Annotated in this window: 17 protein-coding genes and 1 other RNA gene; 17 read left to right on the top strand and 1 reads right to left on the bottom strand. The window is 37.5% G+C overall.

The window, feature by feature from the left end; genetic code table 11:
• Positions 1–56: 56 nt before the first annotated feature.
• Genes AC1DKZ_RS21140 through eno form a run of 4 tightly spaced genes read left to right on the top strand, consistent with a single transcriptional unit; the run spans position 57 to position 4,881 of the window.
• Entirely contained in the window at positions 57–1,241 is a 1,185-nt protein-coding gene (locus AC1DKZ_RS21140; protein ID WP_002016070.1) for a phosphoglycerate kinase, read from the top strand.
• A gap of 32 nt (positions 1,242–1,273) precedes the next feature.
• Positions 1,274–2,029: a triose-phosphate isomerase gene (tpiA, locus tag AC1DKZ_RS21135; RefSeq protein ID WP_002159914.1), complete on the top strand. Its 756-nt coding sequence runs from the start codon at positions 1,274–1,276 to the stop codon at positions 2,027–2,029.
• Positions 2,026–3,555: a 2,3-bisphosphoglycerate-independent phosphoglycerate mutase gene (gene gpmI, locus AC1DKZ_RS21130; protein WP_107887229.1), complete on the top strand. Its 1,530-nt coding sequence runs from the start codon at positions 2,026–2,028 to the stop codon at positions 3,553–3,555. The genes tpiA and gpmI overlap by 4 nt, the downstream gene beginning before the upstream one ends.
• Before the next feature lie 30 nt (positions 3,556–3,585).
• Positions 3,586–4,881 (top strand): phosphopyruvate hydratase, encoded by a 1,296-nt coding sequence (gene eno, locus AC1DKZ_RS21125; protein WP_000103948.1) that lies wholly within the window; start codon positions 3,586–3,588, stop codon positions 4,879–4,881.
• A gap of 50 nt (positions 4,882–4,931) precedes the next feature.
• On the opposite strand, the gene AC1DKZ_RS21120 is transcribed toward eno, so the two are convergent.
• Positions 4,932–5,882, bottom strand: a complete 951-nt coding sequence (locus AC1DKZ_RS21120; protein WP_107887230.1) for a nucleoside hydrolase — start codon at positions 5,880–5,882, stop codon at positions 4,932–4,934.
• A 286-nt stretch (positions 5,883–6,168) separates the two neighbouring features.
• Between AC1DKZ_RS21120 and AC1DKZ_RS21115 the strand changes: the two genes are divergently transcribed.
• The 13 genes from AC1DKZ_RS21115 to alo form a co-directional block, all read left to right on the top strand.
• Positions 6,169–6,546, top strand: coding sequence for a CidA/LrgA family holin-like protein (locus tag AC1DKZ_RS21115; protein WP_002016064.1), 378 nt, complete (start codon positions 6,169–6,171; stop codon positions 6,544–6,546).
• On the top strand, positions 6,543–7,235 hold the full coding sequence (locus tag AC1DKZ_RS21110; RefSeq protein ID WP_002129877.1) for an LrgB family protein: 693 nt from the start codon (positions 6,543–6,545) through the stop codon (positions 7,233–7,235). Before AC1DKZ_RS21115 ends, AC1DKZ_RS21110 begins: the two co-directional genes overlap by 4 nt.
• Positions 7,236–7,329: 94 nt before the next feature.
• Positions 7,330–7,563 (top strand): preprotein translocase subunit SecG, encoded by a 234-nt coding sequence (secG, locus tag AC1DKZ_RS21105; RefSeq protein ID WP_002016062.1) that lies wholly within the window; start codon positions 7,330–7,332, stop codon positions 7,561–7,563.
• Positions 7,564–7,724: 161 nt separating this feature from the next.
• Positions 7,725–8,465, top strand: coding sequence for an alpha/beta fold hydrolase (locus tag AC1DKZ_RS21100; protein WP_165927671.1), 741 nt, complete (start codon positions 7,725–7,727; stop codon positions 8,463–8,465).
• Positions 8,466–8,841: 376 nt separating this feature from the next.
• Positions 8,842–11,298 (top strand): ribonuclease R, encoded by a 2,457-nt coding sequence (gene rnr / locus AC1DKZ_RS21095; RefSeq protein WP_476997016.1) that lies wholly within the window; start codon positions 8,842–8,844, stop codon positions 11,296–11,298.
• A 216-nt stretch (positions 11,299–11,514) separates the two neighbouring features.
• A complete protein-coding gene (gene smpB, locus AC1DKZ_RS21090) occupies positions 11,515–11,982 on the top strand; it encodes an SsrA-binding protein (protein ID WP_002089531.1) in 468 nt (155 codons plus the stop codon).
• 125 nt (positions 11,983–12,107) lie between these two features.
• Positions 12,108–12,462: a transfer-messenger RNA gene (gene ssrA / locus AC1DKZ_RS21085) on the top strand.
• Between the two features lie 382 nt (positions 12,463–12,844).
• The gene (locus AC1DKZ_RS21080) at positions 12,845–13,522 is read left to right on the top strand and encodes a response regulator transcription factor (RefSeq protein WP_002089527.1); all 678 of its coding nucleotides are present in this window, start codon (positions 12,845–12,847) and stop codon (positions 13,520–13,522) included.
• 482 nt (positions 13,523–14,004) lie between these two features.
• The gene (locus AC1DKZ_RS21075) at positions 14,005–15,018 is read left to right on the top strand and encodes a siderophore ABC transporter substrate-binding protein (protein WP_002089526.1); all 1,014 of its coding nucleotides are present in this window, start codon (positions 14,005–14,007) and stop codon (positions 15,016–15,018) included.
• Between the two features lie 19 nt (positions 15,019–15,037).
• Entirely contained in the window at positions 15,038–16,054 is a 1,017-nt protein-coding gene (locus tag AC1DKZ_RS21070) for an iron chelate uptake ABC transporter family permease subunit (RefSeq protein ID WP_107887233.1), read from the top strand.
• Positions 16,051–17,115, top strand: coding sequence for an iron chelate uptake ABC transporter family permease subunit (locus tag AC1DKZ_RS21065; protein WP_002089519.1), 1,065 nt, complete (start codon positions 16,051–16,053; stop codon positions 17,113–17,115). Before AC1DKZ_RS21070 ends, AC1DKZ_RS21065 begins: the two co-directional genes overlap by 4 nt.
• On the top strand, positions 17,112–17,864 hold the full coding sequence (locus AC1DKZ_RS21060; protein ID WP_476997000.1) for an iron ABC transporter ATP-binding protein: 753 nt from the start codon (positions 17,112–17,114) through the stop codon (positions 17,862–17,864). The genes AC1DKZ_RS21065 and AC1DKZ_RS21060 overlap by 4 nt, the downstream gene beginning before the upstream one ends.
• Before the next feature lie 568 nt (positions 17,865–18,432).
• The coding region (gene alo, locus AC1DKZ_RS21055; RefSeq protein WP_476996999.1) for an anthrolysin O/cereolysin O family cholesterol-dependent cytolysin Alo at positions 18,433–19,705 on the top strand (1,273 nt) is incomplete at its 3' end.

Raw genomic sequence — 19,705 nt, 5'->3', positions numbered from 1 at the left:
TGTTAAGCTTTTGAATGGGTTTTGTCAATCCTAACTAGTAGTCGGAGGGAAATCCAATGAACAAAAAATCAATTCGTGACGTAGATTTAAAAGGTAAGCGTGTATTTTGCCGCGTTGATTTCAACGTACCTATGAAAGAAGGCAAAATTACAGATGAAACTCGTATCCGTGCAGCTCTTCCTACAATTCAATATTTAATAGAGCAAGGTGCGAAAGTAATTTTAGCAAGTCATTTAGGCCGTCCAAAAGGTCAAGCAGTAGAAGAATTACGTCTTACTCCAGTAGCAGCACGTTTAGGCGAGCTTCTTGGTAAAGATGTTAAAAAAGCGGACGAAGCATTCGGACCAGTTGCACAAGAAATGGTTGCAGCAATGAACGAAGGCGACGTATTAGTTCTTGAAAACGTACGTTTCTATGCGGGCGAAGAAAAGAACGATGCAGAACTTGCGAAAGAATTTGCAGCACTTGCTGATATCTTCGTAAACGATGCATTCGGTGCAGCTCACCGTGCTCATGCTTCTACAGCAGGAATCGCAGACTACCTACCAGCAGTATCTGGTTTATTAATGGAAAAAGAGTTAGATGTATTAGGTAAAGCACTTTCTAACCCAGAACGTCCATTCACAGCTATCATCGGTGGTGCGAAAGTAAAAGATAAAATCGGTGTAATTCGTCATCTATTAGACAAAGTAGATAACTTAATCATCGGTGGCGGACTTGCTTACACATTCGTTAAAGCATTAGGTCATGAAATTGGTCTATCTCTATGTGAAAACGACAAAATTGAACTAGCTAAAGAATTTATGCAACTTGCAAAAGAAAAAGGCGTAAACTTCTATATGCCAGTTGATGTTGTAATCACAGAGGAATTCTCTGAAACTGCAACAACTCAAATCGTTGGTATCGACTCTATCCCTTCTACATGGGAAGGCGTGGACATCGGTCCTAAAACACGTGAAATTTATGCAGATGTAATTAAAAACTCTAAGCTTGTTGTATGGAATGGACCAATGGGTGTATTCGAAATGACTCCATTCGCAGAAGGTACAAAAGCAGTAGGGCAAGCATTAGCAGATGCAGAAGATACATACTCTGTTATCGGCGGTGGTGACTCTGCAGCAGCTGTTGAAAAATTCGGTATGGCTGATAAAATGAGCCACATTTCTACTGGCGGCGGTGCGTCATTAGAATTCATGGAAGGTAAAGAACTTCCAGGTGTAGTTTGTCTTAACGACAAATAAGTAGCAGCCAAAGAAAAAGGACGGTGCAAAGCATGCGTAAACCAATTATCGCAGGTAACTGGAAAATGAATAAAACTCTAGCTGAAGCAGTTAGCTTCGTAGAGGAAGTTAAAGGTCAAATCCCAGCAGCTTCAGCTGTTGATGCAGTAGTTTGTTCGCCAGCTCTATTCTTAGAGCGCTTAGTAGCAAAGGCTGAAGGAACTGACTTACAAGTAGGTGCACAAAACATGCACTTCGAAAAAAATGGTGCATTCACTGGCGAAATTAGCCCAGTAGCACTTAGCGACTTAAAAGTAGGCTACGTAGTACTTGGCCACTCTGAGCGTCGTGAAATGTTTGCTGAAACAGACGAGTCAGTAAATAAAAAGACTCTTGCAGCATTTGAACATGGTTTAACACCAATCGTTTGTTGTGGTGAGACTTTAGAAGAGCGCGAAAGCGGAAAAACATTTGATCTAGTAGCAGGTCAAGTAACAAAAGCACTTGCAGGTTTAACAGAAGAGCAAGTTAAAGTAACTGTTATCGCTTATGAGCCAATCTGGGCTATCGGTACAGGTAAATCTTCTTCTTCTGCAGATGCAAATGAAGTATGTGCGCACATCCGTAAAGTTGTTGCAGAAGCTGTTTCTCCAGAAGCTGCAGAAGCTGTTCGTATTCAATACGGCGGTAGCGTAAAACCAGAAAACATTAAAGAGTATATGGCACAATCTGACATCGACGGCGCTTTAGTTGGCGGTGCTAGCTTAGAGCCTGCTTCGTTCTTAGGTCTTCTGGGGGCGGTAAAATGAGAAAGCCAACAGCTTTAATCATTCTTGATGGTTTCGGACTACGTGAAGAAACTTACGGGAATGCTGTAGCACAAGCTAAGAAACCTAATTTTGATGGTTACTGGAACAAATTCCCTCACACAACGCTTACAGCTTCTGGTGAGGAAGTAGGTCTTCCAGCAGGTCAAATGGGTAACTCAGAGGTTGGTCACTTAAATATCGGTGCTGGCCGCATCGTATATCAAAGCTTAACACGCGTAAACGTTGCAATTCGTGAAGGTGAGTTCGATCAGAACGAAACTTTCCAAAATGCAATTAAAAGCGTGAAAGAAAAAGGTACTGCTCTTCATTTATTCGGTTTACTTTCTGATGGTGGTGTGCACAGTCACATGAACCATATGTTTGCTCTTCTTCGCTTAGCAGCAAAAGAAGGTGTGGAGAAAGTATATATCCATGCATTCTTAGATGGCCGCGATGTTGGACCACAAACAGCAAAAGGTTATATCGATGCAACAAATGAAGTAATTAAAGAAACAGGAGTAGGACAATTCGCGACTATCTCTGGTCGTTATTACTCCATGGACCGTGACAAGCGTTGGGATCGCGTAGAAAAATGTTACCGTGCTATGGTGAATGGTGAAGGCCCTACTTATAAATCAGCAGAAGAGTGTATAGAAGACTCTTATGCAAATGGTATTCATGATGAATTCGTATTGCCGTCTGTAATTGTTAACGAAGATGACACGCCAGTTGCAACAATCAATAATGATGATGCAGTTATCTTCTATAACTTCCGTCCAGACCGTGCAATTCAAATTGCTCGTGTATTTACAAACGAAGACTTCCGTGAGTTCGATCGTGGTGAAAAAGTACCTCACATTCCTGAGTTCGTTTGTATGACACATTTCAGTGAAACTGTAGATGGTTACGTGGCATTCAAGCCAATGAACCTTGATAACACATTAGGTGAAGTTGTTGCGCAAGCGGGATTAAAGCAACTTCGCATCGCGGAAACTGAAAAGTATCCGCACGTTACATTCTTCTTTAGCGGTGGTCGTGAGGCTGAATTCCCAGGAGAAGAGCGTATTTTAATTAACTCACCGAAGGTTGCAACGTATGACTTGAAACCTGAAATGAGCATTTATGAAGTAACGGACGCTTTAGTAAATGACATCGAAAATGATAAACATGATGTTATCATTCTTAACTTTGCAAACTGTGATATGGTTGGCCATTCTGGGATGATGGAGCCAACAATTAAAGCAGTGGAAGCAACTGACGAATGTTTAGGAAAAGTTGTAGAAGCGATTCTTGCAAAAGATGGTGTAGCACTTATTACTGCTGACCATGGTAATGCCGATCAGGAGTTAACTGCTGAAGGTGGACCAATGACAGCTCATACAACTAACCCGGTTCCTTTCATCGTTACAAAAAATGATGTAGAGCTTCGTGAAGGTGGTATTTTAGGAGATATCGCCCCAACAATGCTTACTCTTTTAAATGTGGAACAACCGAAAGAAATGACAGGTAAAACAATTATTAAATAATTTGCTTATATAAAAAGGAGAGAATTTATTATGTCAACAATTATTGATGTTTATGCTCGCGAAGTCCTTGACTCTCGTGGTAACCCAACTGTAGAAGTAGAAGTTTACACAGAAAGCGGCGCATTCGGACGCGCTATCGTACCAAGTGGTGCATCTACTGGTGAGCACGAAGCAGTAGAATTACGTGACGGTGACAAATCTCGTTACCTTGGTAAAGGTGTTCTTAACGCAGTAAACAACGTTAACGAAGCAATCGCTCCAGAAATCGTTGGTTTCGACGTAACTGACCAAGCTGGTATCGACCGTGCTATGATCGAATTAGATGGCACTCCAAACAAAGGTAAACTAGGTGCTAACGCTATCCTTGGTGTATCTATGGCAGTAGCTCACGCAGCAGCTGACTTCGTAGGTCTTCCATTATACCGTTACCTTGGTGGATTCAATGCAAAACAATTACCAACTCCAATGATGAACATCATCAACGGTGGTTCTCACGCTGATAACAACGTTGACTTCCAAGAGTTCATGATCTTACCAGTTGGTGCTCCAACATTCAAAGAATCAATCCGTATGGGTGCTGAAGTATTCCATGCACTTAAAGCTGTATTACATGACAAAGGTCTTAACACTGCAGTAGGTGACGAAGGTGGATTCGCTCCAAACCTTGGTTCTAACCGTGAAGCATTAGAAGTAATCATCGAAGCTATCGAAAAAGCTGGTTACAAAGCTGGCGAGAACGTATTCTTAGGAATGGACGTTGCTTCTTCTGAGTTCTACAATAAAGAAACTGGTAAATATGACCTTGCAGGCGAAGGCCGTACTGGCTTAACTTCTGCAGAAATGGTTGATTTCTACGAAGAGCTTTGCAAAGACTTCCCAATCATCTCTATTGAAGATGGTTTAGACGAAAACGACTGGGATGGTCACAAATTATTAACTGAGCGTATCGGTGATAAAGTACAATTAGTTGGTGACGATTTATTCGTAACTAACACTCAAAAACTTGCTGAAGGTATCGAAAAAGGTATCTCTAACTCAATCTTAATTAAAGTTAACCAAATCGGTACTTTAACTGAGACTTTCGAAGCAATCGAAATGGCTAAACGTGCTGGTTACACAGCAGTTGTATCTCACCGTTCTGGTGAAACTGAAGATGCTACAATCGCTGACATCGCAGTTGCAACTAACGCTGGCCAAATCAAAACTGGTTCTATGAGCCGTACTGACCGTATTGCTAAGTACAACCAATTATTACGCATCGAAGACGAACTAGGCGAAATCGCTGTTTACGATGGTATCAAATCTTTCTACAACATCAAACGATAATTGTAGAAAATAACGACAGACCGTGAGAAATCACGGTCTGTTTTTTTATGCTAAAATTGTTCGTCTGTCATAAGTGACATGAAGTATTTAAAGAAGAGATTATAATCAAAATCGATAGCGATTTGCTGCGAGGGCCGATTGGTGAATGGGCTTGATCCTACTAAAGAGCGGAAATCACCGATACTTGCTCCTTGAGCGTAAGATTCGGTCATGACGGTAATTGGTGATTTGTAGTAGGTAAACATAGAATTATCAAGTAAAGCTAATATCGGTATCGTGTCATGAAAAGGGCAGCCTTTTAATTGTGGTAAAATTTTTTCGTAATATCCATAGTAGTAATGATCGAATAGAGGTTTGACGAGAGAAGCCTTTCCATTCGCCTCAATATATTCAGCCATATCAGGTGTAACGATGGAATACTGAGTTACATTTAACGGGTATATGTACATGTTGGATGCAGATTGTAATACAATGTTAGCCGCGATTGGATCGCCATAAAAATTCGCTTCTGATACGGGAGTTACATTACCTGGGTGCAGAAAGGAACCACCCATTACATAATAAGATTTAATTTGCTGCATTAAGTTTTTACATAAAATAAATAAAACAGCTAGGGAAGTGAGTCGCCCTAAACTTACAATGATTAGTTCGTCTTTATACTGCTCGATAAGAGGGATAACTTCAAAAAAATTCTCCATTTCTCCGTTTTGTAACTTTTCATTTGGGATGATTGGCCCTAACCCTTCTTTACCGTGAATATTGGTAAAAAAAGCAGGTGGACCTCCATTGAGAGGACGGTCTGAACCACCAAATATTTTCATATCTCTATTTCTTGATTTTTGTTTAAGAAAATGAGCATTTTGTACGGCCATTTCTTTTGGAACATTGCCGTAATCAGCGACAATCCCAACAATTTCAATTTCATAGATAAAGAATGCGAGGAGGAGGGCTATCGCATCGTCGATTCCAGGATCACAAAAAATGAGAATTTTTTTAGACATGCGTTCACCACCTATCTTTATATATATATGTGTGCTAGAGAGAAGGCAGAATAAAAATGGAGTGAAGGATTTTGTTTTATTAAAATAATAACCATCAAAATTCAGAAAATATAAACTTTGTATATTAGGTCAAGGTTTTTGACATAAATCACATTAGGAAACGCAGTCATATCAAGGGTGTAAGCGTATAATATAGTGGGTTTTCGTTGTCGATTTGATAAATTGCAGGTTTTTACAATTTATACTATGATAAGGATATTAACAGAAGATCGTATAAACATGAGGGATGATGAACATGAAACTTACAAAGATTCTTGTCCAAATTGCTGCTCTTTATGTATTTTATATGGTTGGAAATTGGGTGCAAGAAATGTTGAATCTTCCGATTCCAGGAAGTTTGATTGGGATGTTCCTCCTACTTGTTTTGCTTAGCCTAAAAGTACTTCCAGTGAAATGGTTTGATTTAGGAGCAGAAACACTCGTTGCTATTATGCCGTTTTTATTAATTCCGCCAACGCTTGGCTTAATGAATTACGGTGCTTTTTTTATGAGTAAAGGAATTTCCCTTTTCATTACAGTTGTAGCGAGTACGTTTTTAATTATTATTGTCGCAGGACATACAGGACAATATCTTGCGAATAGAAAGGAAAAAGAGACACAATGAGCCAAATATTAATCGGAATCGGTTGGGTTCTTTTTACGGTGCTATTATATCAATTATCTAAAAAAATCTACAAATTATTTCCAACACCATTTACCATTCCAATGCTTGTTGCAACAGGATTAATGGCTTTCTTATTTATAATGCTTGATATACCATATCAAAATTATATGGAAAGTGGTGGTGGCTGGATTGCGAAGCTACTAGGACCAGGTGTTGTAGCATTTGCAATCCCGCTTTATAAACAACGTCATGTTCTGCAAAAATATGTTGTACCAATTGCTGGTGGTGTATTAGTAGGTACAACGGTTGCTATTGCAAGTGATTTTGCTATCGCCACACTTATGGGAACAGATAAAAGCTTAATTTTATCTTCTTTACCAAAATCAGTGACAATGCCAGTTGCGATGAGTGTATCTGAACAAGTTGGTGGTGTCCCGTCCTTAACAGCAGCATTCGTCGTTATCGCAGGGATTACTGGAACGATTTCAGGACCAATTTTATTAAAATGGAGCCGTGTTACAAACTCAGTTGGTAAAGGGATTGGCTTTGGATGTGCGTCTCATATTATGGGTGTTATGAGAGCGATGAAAAATAATGAGCATGAAGGTGTTATTGGATCGGTAACAATGACATTAACAGCAATTTTGACATGTTTGCTTGGACCGTTATTCGCAATGATGTTCATGTAATAGAAGAAAAGCGAGAGCGATTCTATAGCTCTCGCTTTTCTATAGGATTTATGCTACATTTAAAATAACTGAATCTTTGTAGGAGGTACGCCAAGTGCATACGTTATTATCAGTTTTACTTATTATTGTATCGATTTTAATGATTGTTATGGTACTTATGCAGTCTAGTAATAGCTCAGGCCTTTCAGGCGCTATTTCAGGTGGTGCAGAGCAATTGTTTGGTAAGCAAAAAGCACGTGGAATTGAAGCGGTATTAAACCGTGTTACAGTTGTCTTAGCTGTACTATTCTTCGTACTAACAATTGGTGTTACGTACTTAAATTTATAAAATTAAAAGAAGAAGCGTTAGCGGATTATGCTAATGGTTCTTCTTTTTTTGATTTGTTATTCAAAAAAAGTTTCTAATTAGATTATAGAATTATAAATATGGTACACTARGAATAGAAAGAATACGACTAGATTACAGAAGAGAAAGAGGAGAAGTACATGATGAAATTAGCATCTCCGAAACCATTTACATTTGAAGGTGGAGACCGCGCTGTTTTATTATTACATGGATTCACAGGAAACTCAGCTGACGTACGCATGCTAGGGCGTTTCTTAGAGAAGAAAGGCTATACTTGTCATGCGCCAATTTATAAAGGACACGGCGTACCACCAGAAGAGCTTGTTCATACAGGCCCTGAAGACTGGTGGAAAGATGTAATGAATGCTTACCAGCATTTAAAAGATCAAGGTTACGAGAAAATAGCTGCGGTTGGATTATCATTAGGCGGAGTATTCTCATTAAAACTTGCTTATACATTACCGATTTTAGGTGTTGTACCAATGTGTGCACCGATGTACATTAAAAGTGAAGAAATTATGTACCAAGGTATATTGGCATATGCCCGCGAATATAAAAAGCGTGAGCAAAAATCACCAGAACGAATTGAGCAGGAAATGTTTGAATTTAAACAGACACCAATGAATACATTAAAAGCATTACAGGAGTTGATTCGTGACGTACGCAATAATGTTGATATGATTTATGCTCCAACATTCGTTGTACAAGCACGTCATGATGAGATGATTAATACAGATAGTGCTAACATTATTTATAACGGTGTAGAATCTACGTTAAAAAACATTAAATGGTATGAAGACTCTACGCATGTCATTACACTTGATAAAGAACGTGATGTGCTACATGAGGATGTATATAACTTCTTGGAGCAACTAGATTGGTAAGGTCTAGTTGCCTCTTTTTTTCATAAGGGAATTTTTATCCCGCTATTTGTGGGCTAATAATCAGTGGGGACGGACAAAAAACTACTGGTTAAAGTTACACTTTATGAAAGCTGTAAAAAATCATTGGGAGATGATTAAAGTTTCACTTTATCCCGCATTAACGGGCAGTAAGCCCCCCACCTTAAAATTCAGCGAAAGCAAAGAAGTTAGGTGGGGGAACCAACTGCCCGTAAAAGCCCGATTGGTGAGGGCTAATAATCAGTGGGGGATGAACAAAACCCCCACTGATGAAAGTTTCACTTTATACATCCCCCATCTTTCGGATACACTAAATAATATAAGGGTTTAAAGGAGGTATTTCTGCTTGGAAGAAATCATGCAAGAACATATTGATAAGTTGTTATTATTTATGAGGGAAGAAGCGTATAAACCGTTAACGATACAAGAATTAGAATCGGCATTTGGAATCGAAGGCTCTGAGGGCTTTAAAGATTTCGTAAAGGCACTTGTAATGATGGAAGAGAAGGGGCTTGTTATCCGCACACGTAGTAACCGCTACGGTCTTCCAGAAAAAATGAATTTAGTACGCGGTAAATTAATTGGGCACGCACGTGGTTTTGCGTTCGTCGTTCCAGAAGAGAAGAAAACAGGAGATGATGATCTTTTCATCCCGCCGACAGAATTAAATGGTGCACTTCATGGTGATACAGTATTAGCACGTGTTAGCGCACAATCAAGTGGATCACGCCAAGAAGGCGCGATTGTTCGTATTTTAGAGCGTGGAACGAAGGAACTAGTTGGTACATATACAGAGTCAAAGAACTTTGGATTTGTTATACCTGATAATAAACGCTGGACAAGTGACATTTTTATCTTGAAAAGTGCATCTATGGGCGCTGTAGAAGGCCATAAAGTAGTTGTGAAAATTACGGGCTACCCAGAGAACCGTTTAAGCGCAGAAGGTGAAGTTATTCAAATTCTAGGTCATAAAAATGACCCAGGAGTAGATATTTTATCTGTCATTCATAAACATCATTTACCTTTAGCATTCCCTGAAGAAGTGATGGAGCATGCAAACAGTGTACCAGAAACGATTTCAGAAGAAGATATAAAAGATCGTCGTGATTTACGTGATCAAATGATTGTTACAATTGATGGTGCGGATGCGAAAGACTTAGATGACGCTGTTACAGTAACGAAGCTTGAGAACGGTAACTATAAGCTTGGCGTTCATATTGCGGATGTAAGTCATTACGTTCAAGAAGGTTCTCCAATTGATGTTGAAGCAGCAGAGAGAGCAACGAGTGTATATCTTGTAGACCGTGTAATTCCGATGATTCCGCATCGTTTATCAAACGGTATTTGTTCATTAAATCCGAAAGTAGACCGTCTGACACTATCTTGTGAAATGGAAATCAACAATCTAGGTGATGTTGTAAAACACGAGATTTTCCAAAGTGTAATTAAAACGACAGAGCGTATGACGTATGCTGACGTAAGAAGCATTTTAGAAGATGAAGACGAAGCGCTAATTGAACGCTACGAGCCGCTAGTACCAATGTTTAAAGAAATGGGGCAGTTAGCACAAATTTTACGTGAAAAACGTATGCGCCGTGGTGCGATTGACTTTGACTTTAAAGAAGCGAAAGTACTAGTAGATGAAGAAGGAAAACCGACTGATGTTGTAATGCGTGATCGTTCTGTATCAGAGAAGTTAATTGAAGAGTTTATGCTTGTTGCGAACGAAACAGTAGCGGAGCATTTCCACTGGATGAACGTACCGTTTATGTACCGTGTCCATGAAGATCCGAAAGAAGATAAGCTTGAGCGTTTCTTCGAGTTTGTAACAAACTTCGGATATGCAGTAAAAGGACGTGCGAATGAAATACACCCTCGTGCATTGCAGCAAATTCTTGAAATGGTTCAAGGTCAGCCGGAAGAAATAGTCATTTCAACAGTTATGCTTCGTTCTATGAAGCAAGCACGTTACGATTCGAACAGCTTAGGACATTTTGGTTTATCAACTGAGTTCTACACGCATTTCACATCGCCAATTCGTCGTTACCCAGATACGATTGTTCATAGGTTGATTCGTGAATACATCATTAATGGTAAAGTAGACAACGAAACGCAAGCGAAATGGCGTGAAAACTTACCTGAGATTGCAGAGCACTCTTCTAATATGGAACGCCGTGCTGTTGAAGCAGAGCGTGAAACAGACGAAATGAAAAAAGCAGAGTATATGGTCGATAAGATCGGTGAAGAGTATGACGGTATGATTAGCTCTGTAACAAACTTCGGTTTATTCGTAGAGCTTCCAAATACAATTGAAGGTCTTGTACATGTTAGCTATTTAACAGATGATTACTACCGTTATGACGAAAAACATTTTGCGATGATCGGAGAACGTACAGGTAACGTATTCCGCATCGGTGACGAAATTACAATTCGTGTTATTAACGTAAATAAAGACGAGCGTGCAATCGACTTTGAAATCGTTGGCATGAAAGGCACACCTCGTCGTAAGTTCAAAGATCGTCCAGTTGTGATTGAACAGCCAAGAACAGGCAGAAAGAAACGCGGTGGACGTAGCGAACGTAGTAATGAGCGCGGTGGTGAACGCGGCACAGGAAGAAAGTTTGATCGTGGTGGACAAGGACAAGGACAAGGACAAGGACAAGGACAAGGACAAGGAAAAGCATCTGCATCCACATCCGCTAGTCAGCCAGGGAAAAAAGATGGAAATAGTAATAGTAATGGTAATGGTAAGAAGAAAAAAGGATTCTTTGAAAATGTACCAGGATTCAAGAAGAAAAAGAAAAAGCGCAAGTAAGAAAAGAGTGGCTTCGCCTTACATTCTGAGCGAGCCACTTTCGCTTTTTATTGGAATCCAGCTACAGTGGCTAGAATCTATTGGCCATTTCGCGCCCTCGGACGAAGCAAAAAGCGCTTCTTTGTCGGGAGCTCCAATGTCCAAAGATTCTGAGCGAGCCACTTTCGCTTTTTATTAACATTTGTTACAATAGTAAAAATAGAGGAGGGACGTTATATGCCAAAGGGTACAGGTAAGGTTATTGCGCAAAATAAAAAAGCATTTCATGATTATTTCATCGAAGAAACATACGAAGCAGGGCTTGTCCTTCAAGGAACGGAAATTAAGTCGATTCGCGCTGGACGCGTGAACTTGAAAGACGCGTTTGCACGTATACATAACGGTGAAGTATGGGTTCATAATATGCATATTAATACATATGAACAAGGGAATCGTTTTAATCACGATCCGCTTCGTACAAGAAAGTTACTTCTTCATAAGAAAGAAATTGATAAGCTAGCAGGTTATGCAAAAGAAACAGGTTATGCATTAATTCCAGTTAGAATCTATTTGAAAAATGGATTTGCGAAAATGGCACTTGGTTTAGCAAAAGGTAAGAAGCAATATGATAAGCGTCACGATTTAAAAGAGAAAGAAGCTAAACGTGAAATTGCACGCGTGTTCCGTGATCGTCAAAAGATGTAATACAGATATTTACATTTGTAAAACGGCGCGCGTATGATATAATAACTTATGTAAGATTGTTGCACATTGAAAAACAGCTCTTAGTAGCTATCACGATATTTCTTCGTATGCTCCATTTTTATCATGGGGACGTTACGGATTCGACAGGGATAGTTCGAGCTTAGGTTGCGAGTCGAGGGGATCGGCCTCGTTAAAACGTCAAAGCCTATAATTGGCAAACAAAACAATCTTTCTTTAGCTGCTTAATTGCACTAAAGGTTCCTCCCTCCATCGTCCATGTGGTAGGGTAAGGGACTCAAACTAAGTGGACTACGCCGGAGTTCGCCGTCTGAGGGCGAAGGAAGAGAACAATCAGACTAGCAATTTGGAAGCCTGTCGATAGGCCGAAGAGTTCGCGAAATGCTAATATATCGACTACACTCGTAGAAGCTTAAGTGCCGATATTTTTGGACGTGGGTTCGACTCCCACCGTCTCCACCAATACATAACTGTTTGGTGGTTTTTTATTTTGTATGATATGAACCATAACTTTGCCAGAGTGGCGGGGGTATGGTTCTTTTTGTTTTGTGGTTTGATAAAATGCTTAAGTTGAGGACGGTACCCTTGAAACAGAAACTGAGGGAATCGTTATTGATAATAAGCAGCTAGATAATATAGTTGCTCTTAATGATTAAATAATATGTATTTAAATCTTCATATATTTTGTGTTTTTATCCATATCTATTGTAAGATTATATAGAGTTCTCCTAATAAGCTGTTATAATGGCTTTTTTTAGGGATTTAATATTTATAAATCTTAAATTATTTTTTGGGGATAACTTTTTATCTAACTAAGTTATATTGAAGTAGAGGTGAACCATCGGTGAAGCAGGTGTTAGTAATTAAGAATGAACGGTCTTTTGCAAAGAAAATCGTAAGCGGTCTAACGCAAGAGGGCTATTTCATTTTAAAACTTCACAATGAAAACCAAGGTTTAAATATAGTATATGAACAAGATTGGGATATTATCATATTGGATTGGGATTCATTAAGTATATCGGGGCCAGAAATTTGTAGACAAATACGACTTGTTAAAACGACACCGATAATTATTGTGACCGACAATATTTCTAGCAAGGATTGCATAGCAGGGCTACAAGCAGGAGCAGATGATTATATAAGAAAACCATTTGTGAAAGAAGAATTAGTAGCGAGGGTTCAAGCTATTTTAAGGAGAAGTGACTGTATCCAACAAAATGAGACAAACTTTTTTCAGTTTAAAGATCTCTTTGTTGATGCATCTAGCCATATTGTGAAAAAAGGTGGTAAAAATCTCTCGCTTACTAAGCGCGAGTACGATTTACTTGTATTTTTAATTAAGAATAAAAATACAATATTGAGCCGTGAAATGCTTTTGAATCAGGTTTGGGGATATAACGTAGTAGTCAATCCAAATGTAGTAGACTTATATATTGGGTATGTAAGAAAAAAGTTAAAGTGCGAGAAGAAAGAGAGATATATTCAAACGATACATGGCAGAGGCTATTCAATGGTTGAATGATAAAAATAAAATAATAGGTAAAGTACAGTTTGTCATAATAGAAAAAACGAGTAAAACTATTTCATACAGTTTTACTCGTTTTTTCTATTAAACCTGATAATCAAATAGTTTCTGTGAAATATTAAAAGACGGAAACTATAAAAAGAAGATTACTACCAGACAATAGATTATGAAAAATTAGCTATTAATGGGCATTTTTTTTTGTAGTAGAAATCATGGTTTATAAGGTGCCCAATCTATTGATTAGTACGTGTGGGGGATGACTCTGGTGCGCATTAGATGAGACTGTATCTAGTTTATGTTTAATTTTATTAACTCACACCATTCACAAGATTTTCACATAATTAATGACTATACTTATTAACAGGATATTCAAATGAAAATGATTATCAATAGCAATTTAGATGCATAAAGGTTACTATCTAATTTAATCTATGGACGTTATCATTTTCGAACTAAATTACATTATAAGGAGTATACGTATGAAAAAAACTATGCTTTTAAAATTAGTAAGTATTTTAGCAATTTTCACTTTAATGTTAGCAGCTTGCTCGGATTCAAGTAAGGAAACTTCGAAAGCTAATAAAGGTGATAGTAGTGATAAGCCAAAAACAGTTGAAATCACTGATGCACATGGAACTGTTAAAGTCCCTGTAAATCCAAAAAATGTAGTTGCTTTGGATAATAGAACTTTTGAAACTTTAGCTGATTGGGGAATTAAATTAGCGGCTGCTCCAAAGGATGTAATGCCTGCAGATTCAGCATATGTAAAGGATAGTAAAGTTCAAAATATTGGAAATCACCGCGAACCAAATCTTGAAATTATTGCAGCGGCAAACCCTGACCTTGTAATCGTTGGTCAAAGATTTGCTGGCCATTACGAAGAGATCAAAAAATTAGTGCCAAATGCAGCTGTTATTGATCTTAATGTTGATGTTTCTGAGAAAGCTACTAAGCCTGGAGAAAACTTAGTAAAAGGACTTAAAGATTCTACAATTTCTTTAGGAAAAATCTTTGATAAAGATAAAGAAGCTAAAAAATTAGTAGCTGATTTTGATAAATCTATTGAAAATGTAAAATCTGCTTATAATGGAAAAGATAAAGTTATGAGTGTTATCGTTACTGGTGGGAATATTGGTTTTGCTGCTCCTCACTCTGGTCGCGTTTGGGGACCAATGTATGAGATTTTCGGTTGGGCTCCAGCACTAGAAGTGTCTAATTCTACTGCAGGTCATAAAGGTGATGACGTTTCTGTTGAAGCTATTGCACAAACAAATCCTGATTGGCTTTTCGTATTAGATCGTGATGCTGCAACATCTGATGCTGCTACTTCAGCTCCTGCTCAGGATGTTATTTCTAAATCACCTGCTCTTCAAAACACAACTGCTGTTTCTAAAAAACAAATTGTTTATGCACCAGCAGATACTTACACAAATGAATCAATTGAGACTTATATAGAGTTATTTGGAAATATCGCAAAAACTTTAGCTAAGTAGTGTAAAGGAGTACGAAACAGTGTCAAAAAATATGATTTCTAGGGTTGAGAATATTTCTCAACCCCAGTTTTATAACCACAATAAAATATGGACAAAACCTTTTATAATAGCGATTATAGTTGTTATAATTTTAGGGATTATATCACTGTTTACTGGAGTTTATGATATACGTGGACAAGAGGACGGAATGGAGATGTTTTTCATCACTCGTGTTCCGAGAACAGTTGCATTAATGCTTACCGGAGCTGCAATGGCGATGGCAGGGCTCGTAATGCAATTAATTACACAGAATCGTTTTGTTGAACCTACTACAACGGGGACTATTGAATGGTCAGGCTTAGGCCTGCTTTTTGTATATTTATTATTTCCTGCCCCGACGTTAGTTCAAAGAATGACTGGTGCAATCATTTTTTCTTTTATAGGAACTATGATTTTCTTTCTATTTTTAAGAAGAGTTAAACTTCGTTCGTCTTTAATTGTCCCGATTATTGGATTGATGCTTGGAGCAGTTATTTCTGCAGTGTCTACTTTTTTGGGACTCCTTTTTCAAATGACGCAAAGTATTGAAACTTGGTTTGTAGGTTCATTTGCTACCGTTCAGGTGGGAAGATATGAATATTTATGGCTGATTGTTATCGTTACTTTGCTTATTTTTATGTATGCTAATAGATTGACTCTAGCTGGACTAGGAGAAGATGTCGCAACAAGCCTTGGAGTTAATTACAATAGAATTGTTCTTTTTGGGACTGGCCTTATCTCTGTTGCAGTTGGAGTTGTTGCAGCTGTTATTGGAAACTTACCTTTCTTGGGATTAATTGTTCCAAACATTGTTTCAATGTTTAGAGGTGATGATCTTAGGAGTAATTTACCTTGGGTATGTGTGATCGGAATGGGGACAATAACTGCCTGTGACATCATTTCTCGAACAATTATAAAGCCTTTTGAAGTACCTGTTTCTTTAATACTTGCAACAGTGGGAGCAGTCGTATTTATTACTATTTTATTGAGAAAAAGAAAACCAAGGAGGCTGCGATGATCACATTAGACTATAGAAATAAAGAAAATGTCGAAATCGATTCTAGCCTTCATAATGAAAGTAGATCAGCTAGCGCTTTTCGTTCTAAGAAGGAAGCAAGACGTTATTGGATTGTACTAATAACATTGATCGCTTTAGGTCTCCTTTCTTCATATGGACTTTTAGTTTATAACAATCCAGTTCCGATAGATTCACCTTCTTTTATCCCAGTTGTTAAGAGAAGGATAATAGCCATTGTTGCGATGATTATTGCTGCAGTTTGCCATAGCTTGTCGACAGTTGCTTTCCAATCTATTACGAACAATAAGATTATTACTCCTTCGCTTTTAGGTTTCGAATCACTTTATTCAGCAATTCATACGAGTACAATATTCTTCTTTGGTGCTAGTGCATTAATAAACTTTAATGGAATTGGATCGTTTGTATTCCAAGTTGTTGTTATGGTCTTCATGAGTTTGATACTTTATGGATGGTTACTTTCCGGTAAATACGGGAATTTACAACTTATGCTTTTAGTTGGAATTATTATTGGTACCGGACTAAATTCTGTGTCAACTTTTATGAGAAAGCTACTTGCGCCTTCAGAGTTTGATATTTTACAAGCGAAATTATTTGGTTCTGTTAATCACGCAGATCCTGCATATTTTCCTATTGTAATTCCTATGATCATAATTGTAGCAGTATTAATTTTTGCTCATTCTAAGAATTTGAATGTTTTGTCACTAGGAAAGGATGTTGCTACTTCTTTTGGAGTTAAATATCAACCTAGTGTAATTTATACGCTAGTATTAGTTGCTATTTTGATGTCCATTTCAACAGCTCTAATTGGGCCACTTACTTTCTACGGCTTTTTAGTAGCAACTTTGAGTTATCAGGCCGCGTCAACTTATGATCATAGATATATTTTTCCAATGGCTTTTGCAATAGGATTTTTGATAATGACGAGTGCATACTTTTTAATGTATCATGTATTCCATGCTCAAGGTGTAGTTTCAGTTATTATTGAATTATTTGGTGGAATAATATTCTTAACTATAGTTTTAAGGAAGAGGGCTTTATGATAAAAATTGATAATGTTAAAAAGTTCTATACTGATAAGGTGAAAATAGGACCTTTGGATATTGAAATACCAAAAGCGGGCTTTACTTCTTTAATTGGACCAAATGGCGCTGGAAAGTCAACGACACTATTGATGATTGGAAGACTTTTAGATATGGATGAAGGCCAAATTCAGGTAGCAAATATGGATGTTTCTGAATCCAAATCAAAAGACTTAGCAAAAGTTTTGACTATATTGCGACAAGAAAATCATTTTGTAACTAGGCTTACTGTTAGACAATTAGTTGGATTTGGGCGCTTTCCTTATTCAAAGGGAAGAGTAACTAAAGAGGATGAAGCTATTATTTCTAAATATATCGATTTTCTAGATTTAACTAATTTAGAGAATAGATATTTAGATGAGCTTTCTGGTGGTCAAAGACAAAGGGCATATGTTGCGATGGTGTTGTGCCAAGAGACTGAATATGTACTTTTGGACGAGCCTCTGAACAATCTTGATGTTGCTCGTTCTGTTCAAATGATGGAGCATTTGAGACGTGCGGCTAATGAATTTGGAAGAACAATTTTGACTGTTATGCATGACATAAATTTTGCAGCCAAATATTCTGATAAAATTTGTGCTATGAAAGATGGACAAATTGCTGCTTTTGGAACAGTAGAAGAGGTTATGGACCCGGAAATTTTGACAGATATTTTTGAAACAAAAATAGAAATTATCAATGGTCCTTATGGGCCAATCGCTGTTTATTAGTTACAAAGTGTAAAAAATGAGTATGTCAAAAAAATACTGTAGCTTGCGTAAATCATGCCAGCTACTCTAGTTGAAGTTGCTGTCTGTATTTTATAGGCAGCAGCTTTTTTTTATGTGATTGCCCATGAGGACTCTTAATATTTCTGGATGCTCGTAACAGTCCTGCATGTATTTCATTACTTCTAGTCCTGCGACGCTTCCAACAATAAACTTGTAAATTACTCATAAAATGCAAAGGAATGCTTCACCTTTTCAAGTATTTACCAAACGAAAAAAATTATCTCTGTATAACTTTTTATAAGAATTCAGCTTGTTTTTTGTATGTAATATTGCATATAAGAGTGTATTGATAAAAGTGTAAGGGGTCACTATAATGAGGGCATAAAGATACATCACATTTTCGTAGCAATAAAAAAGGAGGAAATAATATGGAAATCGCAATGGCAGTTTTGAAATTTGTAGGTGGCGTAATCCCGTTAATTCAAGAACTTTTAAAAGCATTTATGTAGGTTTATTAGTTAGCTATCATTTATCAATCATTATCATATCTTACTAAAAAAAGAACGGGGTGATTTTTCTGAATATTAAGAAAAGCACTAAAAGAAGAAAGTTCCTTGCGTGTTTATTAGTTAGTCTATGCACTATTAATTATTCATCTATTTCCTTCGCAGAAACACAAGTAGGTAATGCAACTGATGTAACCAAAAATGCTAGTGGCATTGATACTGGTATAGCAAATCTTAAATATAATAATCAAGAGGTTTTAGCTGTAAATGGTGATAAAGTAGAGAGCTTTGTTCCGAAAGAAAGTATCAATTCAAATGGTAAATTTGTAGTAGTGGAACGCGAGAAAAAATCACTTACAACTTCACCAGTCGATATTTCGATTATTGATTCTGTGGTGAATCGTACGTATCCAGGAGCGGTACAACTTGCAAATAAAGCTTTTGCAGACAATCAACCGAGTTTATTAGTGGCTAAGAGAAAACCTTTGAATATTAGTATAGACTTACCTGGCATGAGAAAAGAAAATACAATTACTGTCCAAAATCCGACATATGGTAATGTGGCTGGAGCAGTAGATGATTTAGTATCTACTTGGAATGAAAAGTATTCTAAAACACATACGTTACCCGCAAGAATGCAGTATACAGAATCTATGGTTTATAGTAAATCACAAATCGCAAGTGCCCTTAACGTTAACGCCAAATATCTTGATAACAGTCTAAACATTGATTTTAATGCGGTTGCAAATGGAGAGAAAAAAGTGATGGTAGCGGCATATAAGCAAATATTTTATACCGTAAGTGCTGAACTACCTAACAATCCATCCGATCTTTTTGATAATAGTGTTAATTTTGGTGAGTTAACTCGTAAAGGTGTAAGTAATTCGGCTCCACCTGTTATGGTCTCAAATGTAGCTTATGGTAGAACTGTTTATGTAAAATTAGAAACAACATCTAAGAGCAAAGATGTACAAGCTGCTTTTAAAGCCTTACTTAAGAATAACAGCGTCGAAACGAGTGGACAGTACAAAGATATTTTTGAAGAAAGTACTTTTACTGCTGTAGTATTAGGCGGAGATGCGAAAGAGCATAACAAGGTTGTTACTAAAGATTTCAATGAAATCCGAAATATCATTAAAGATAATGCTGAATTAAGTCTTAAAAATCCAGCATACCCAATTTCATATACAAGTACTTTTTTAAAAGATAATGCAACTGCTGCTGTTCATAACAATACAGATTATATCGAGACGACAACTACAGAATATTCAAGTGCTAAAATGACACTGGATCATTACGGTGCTTACGTTGCGCAATTTGATGTATCTTGGGATG

The sequence above is a fragment of the Bacillus sp. 05T21 genome (assembly GCF_056396785.1).
Note: the sequence above shows the minus strand (reverse complement) of the source record. Positions and strands in the feature narration are given on the sequence as shown.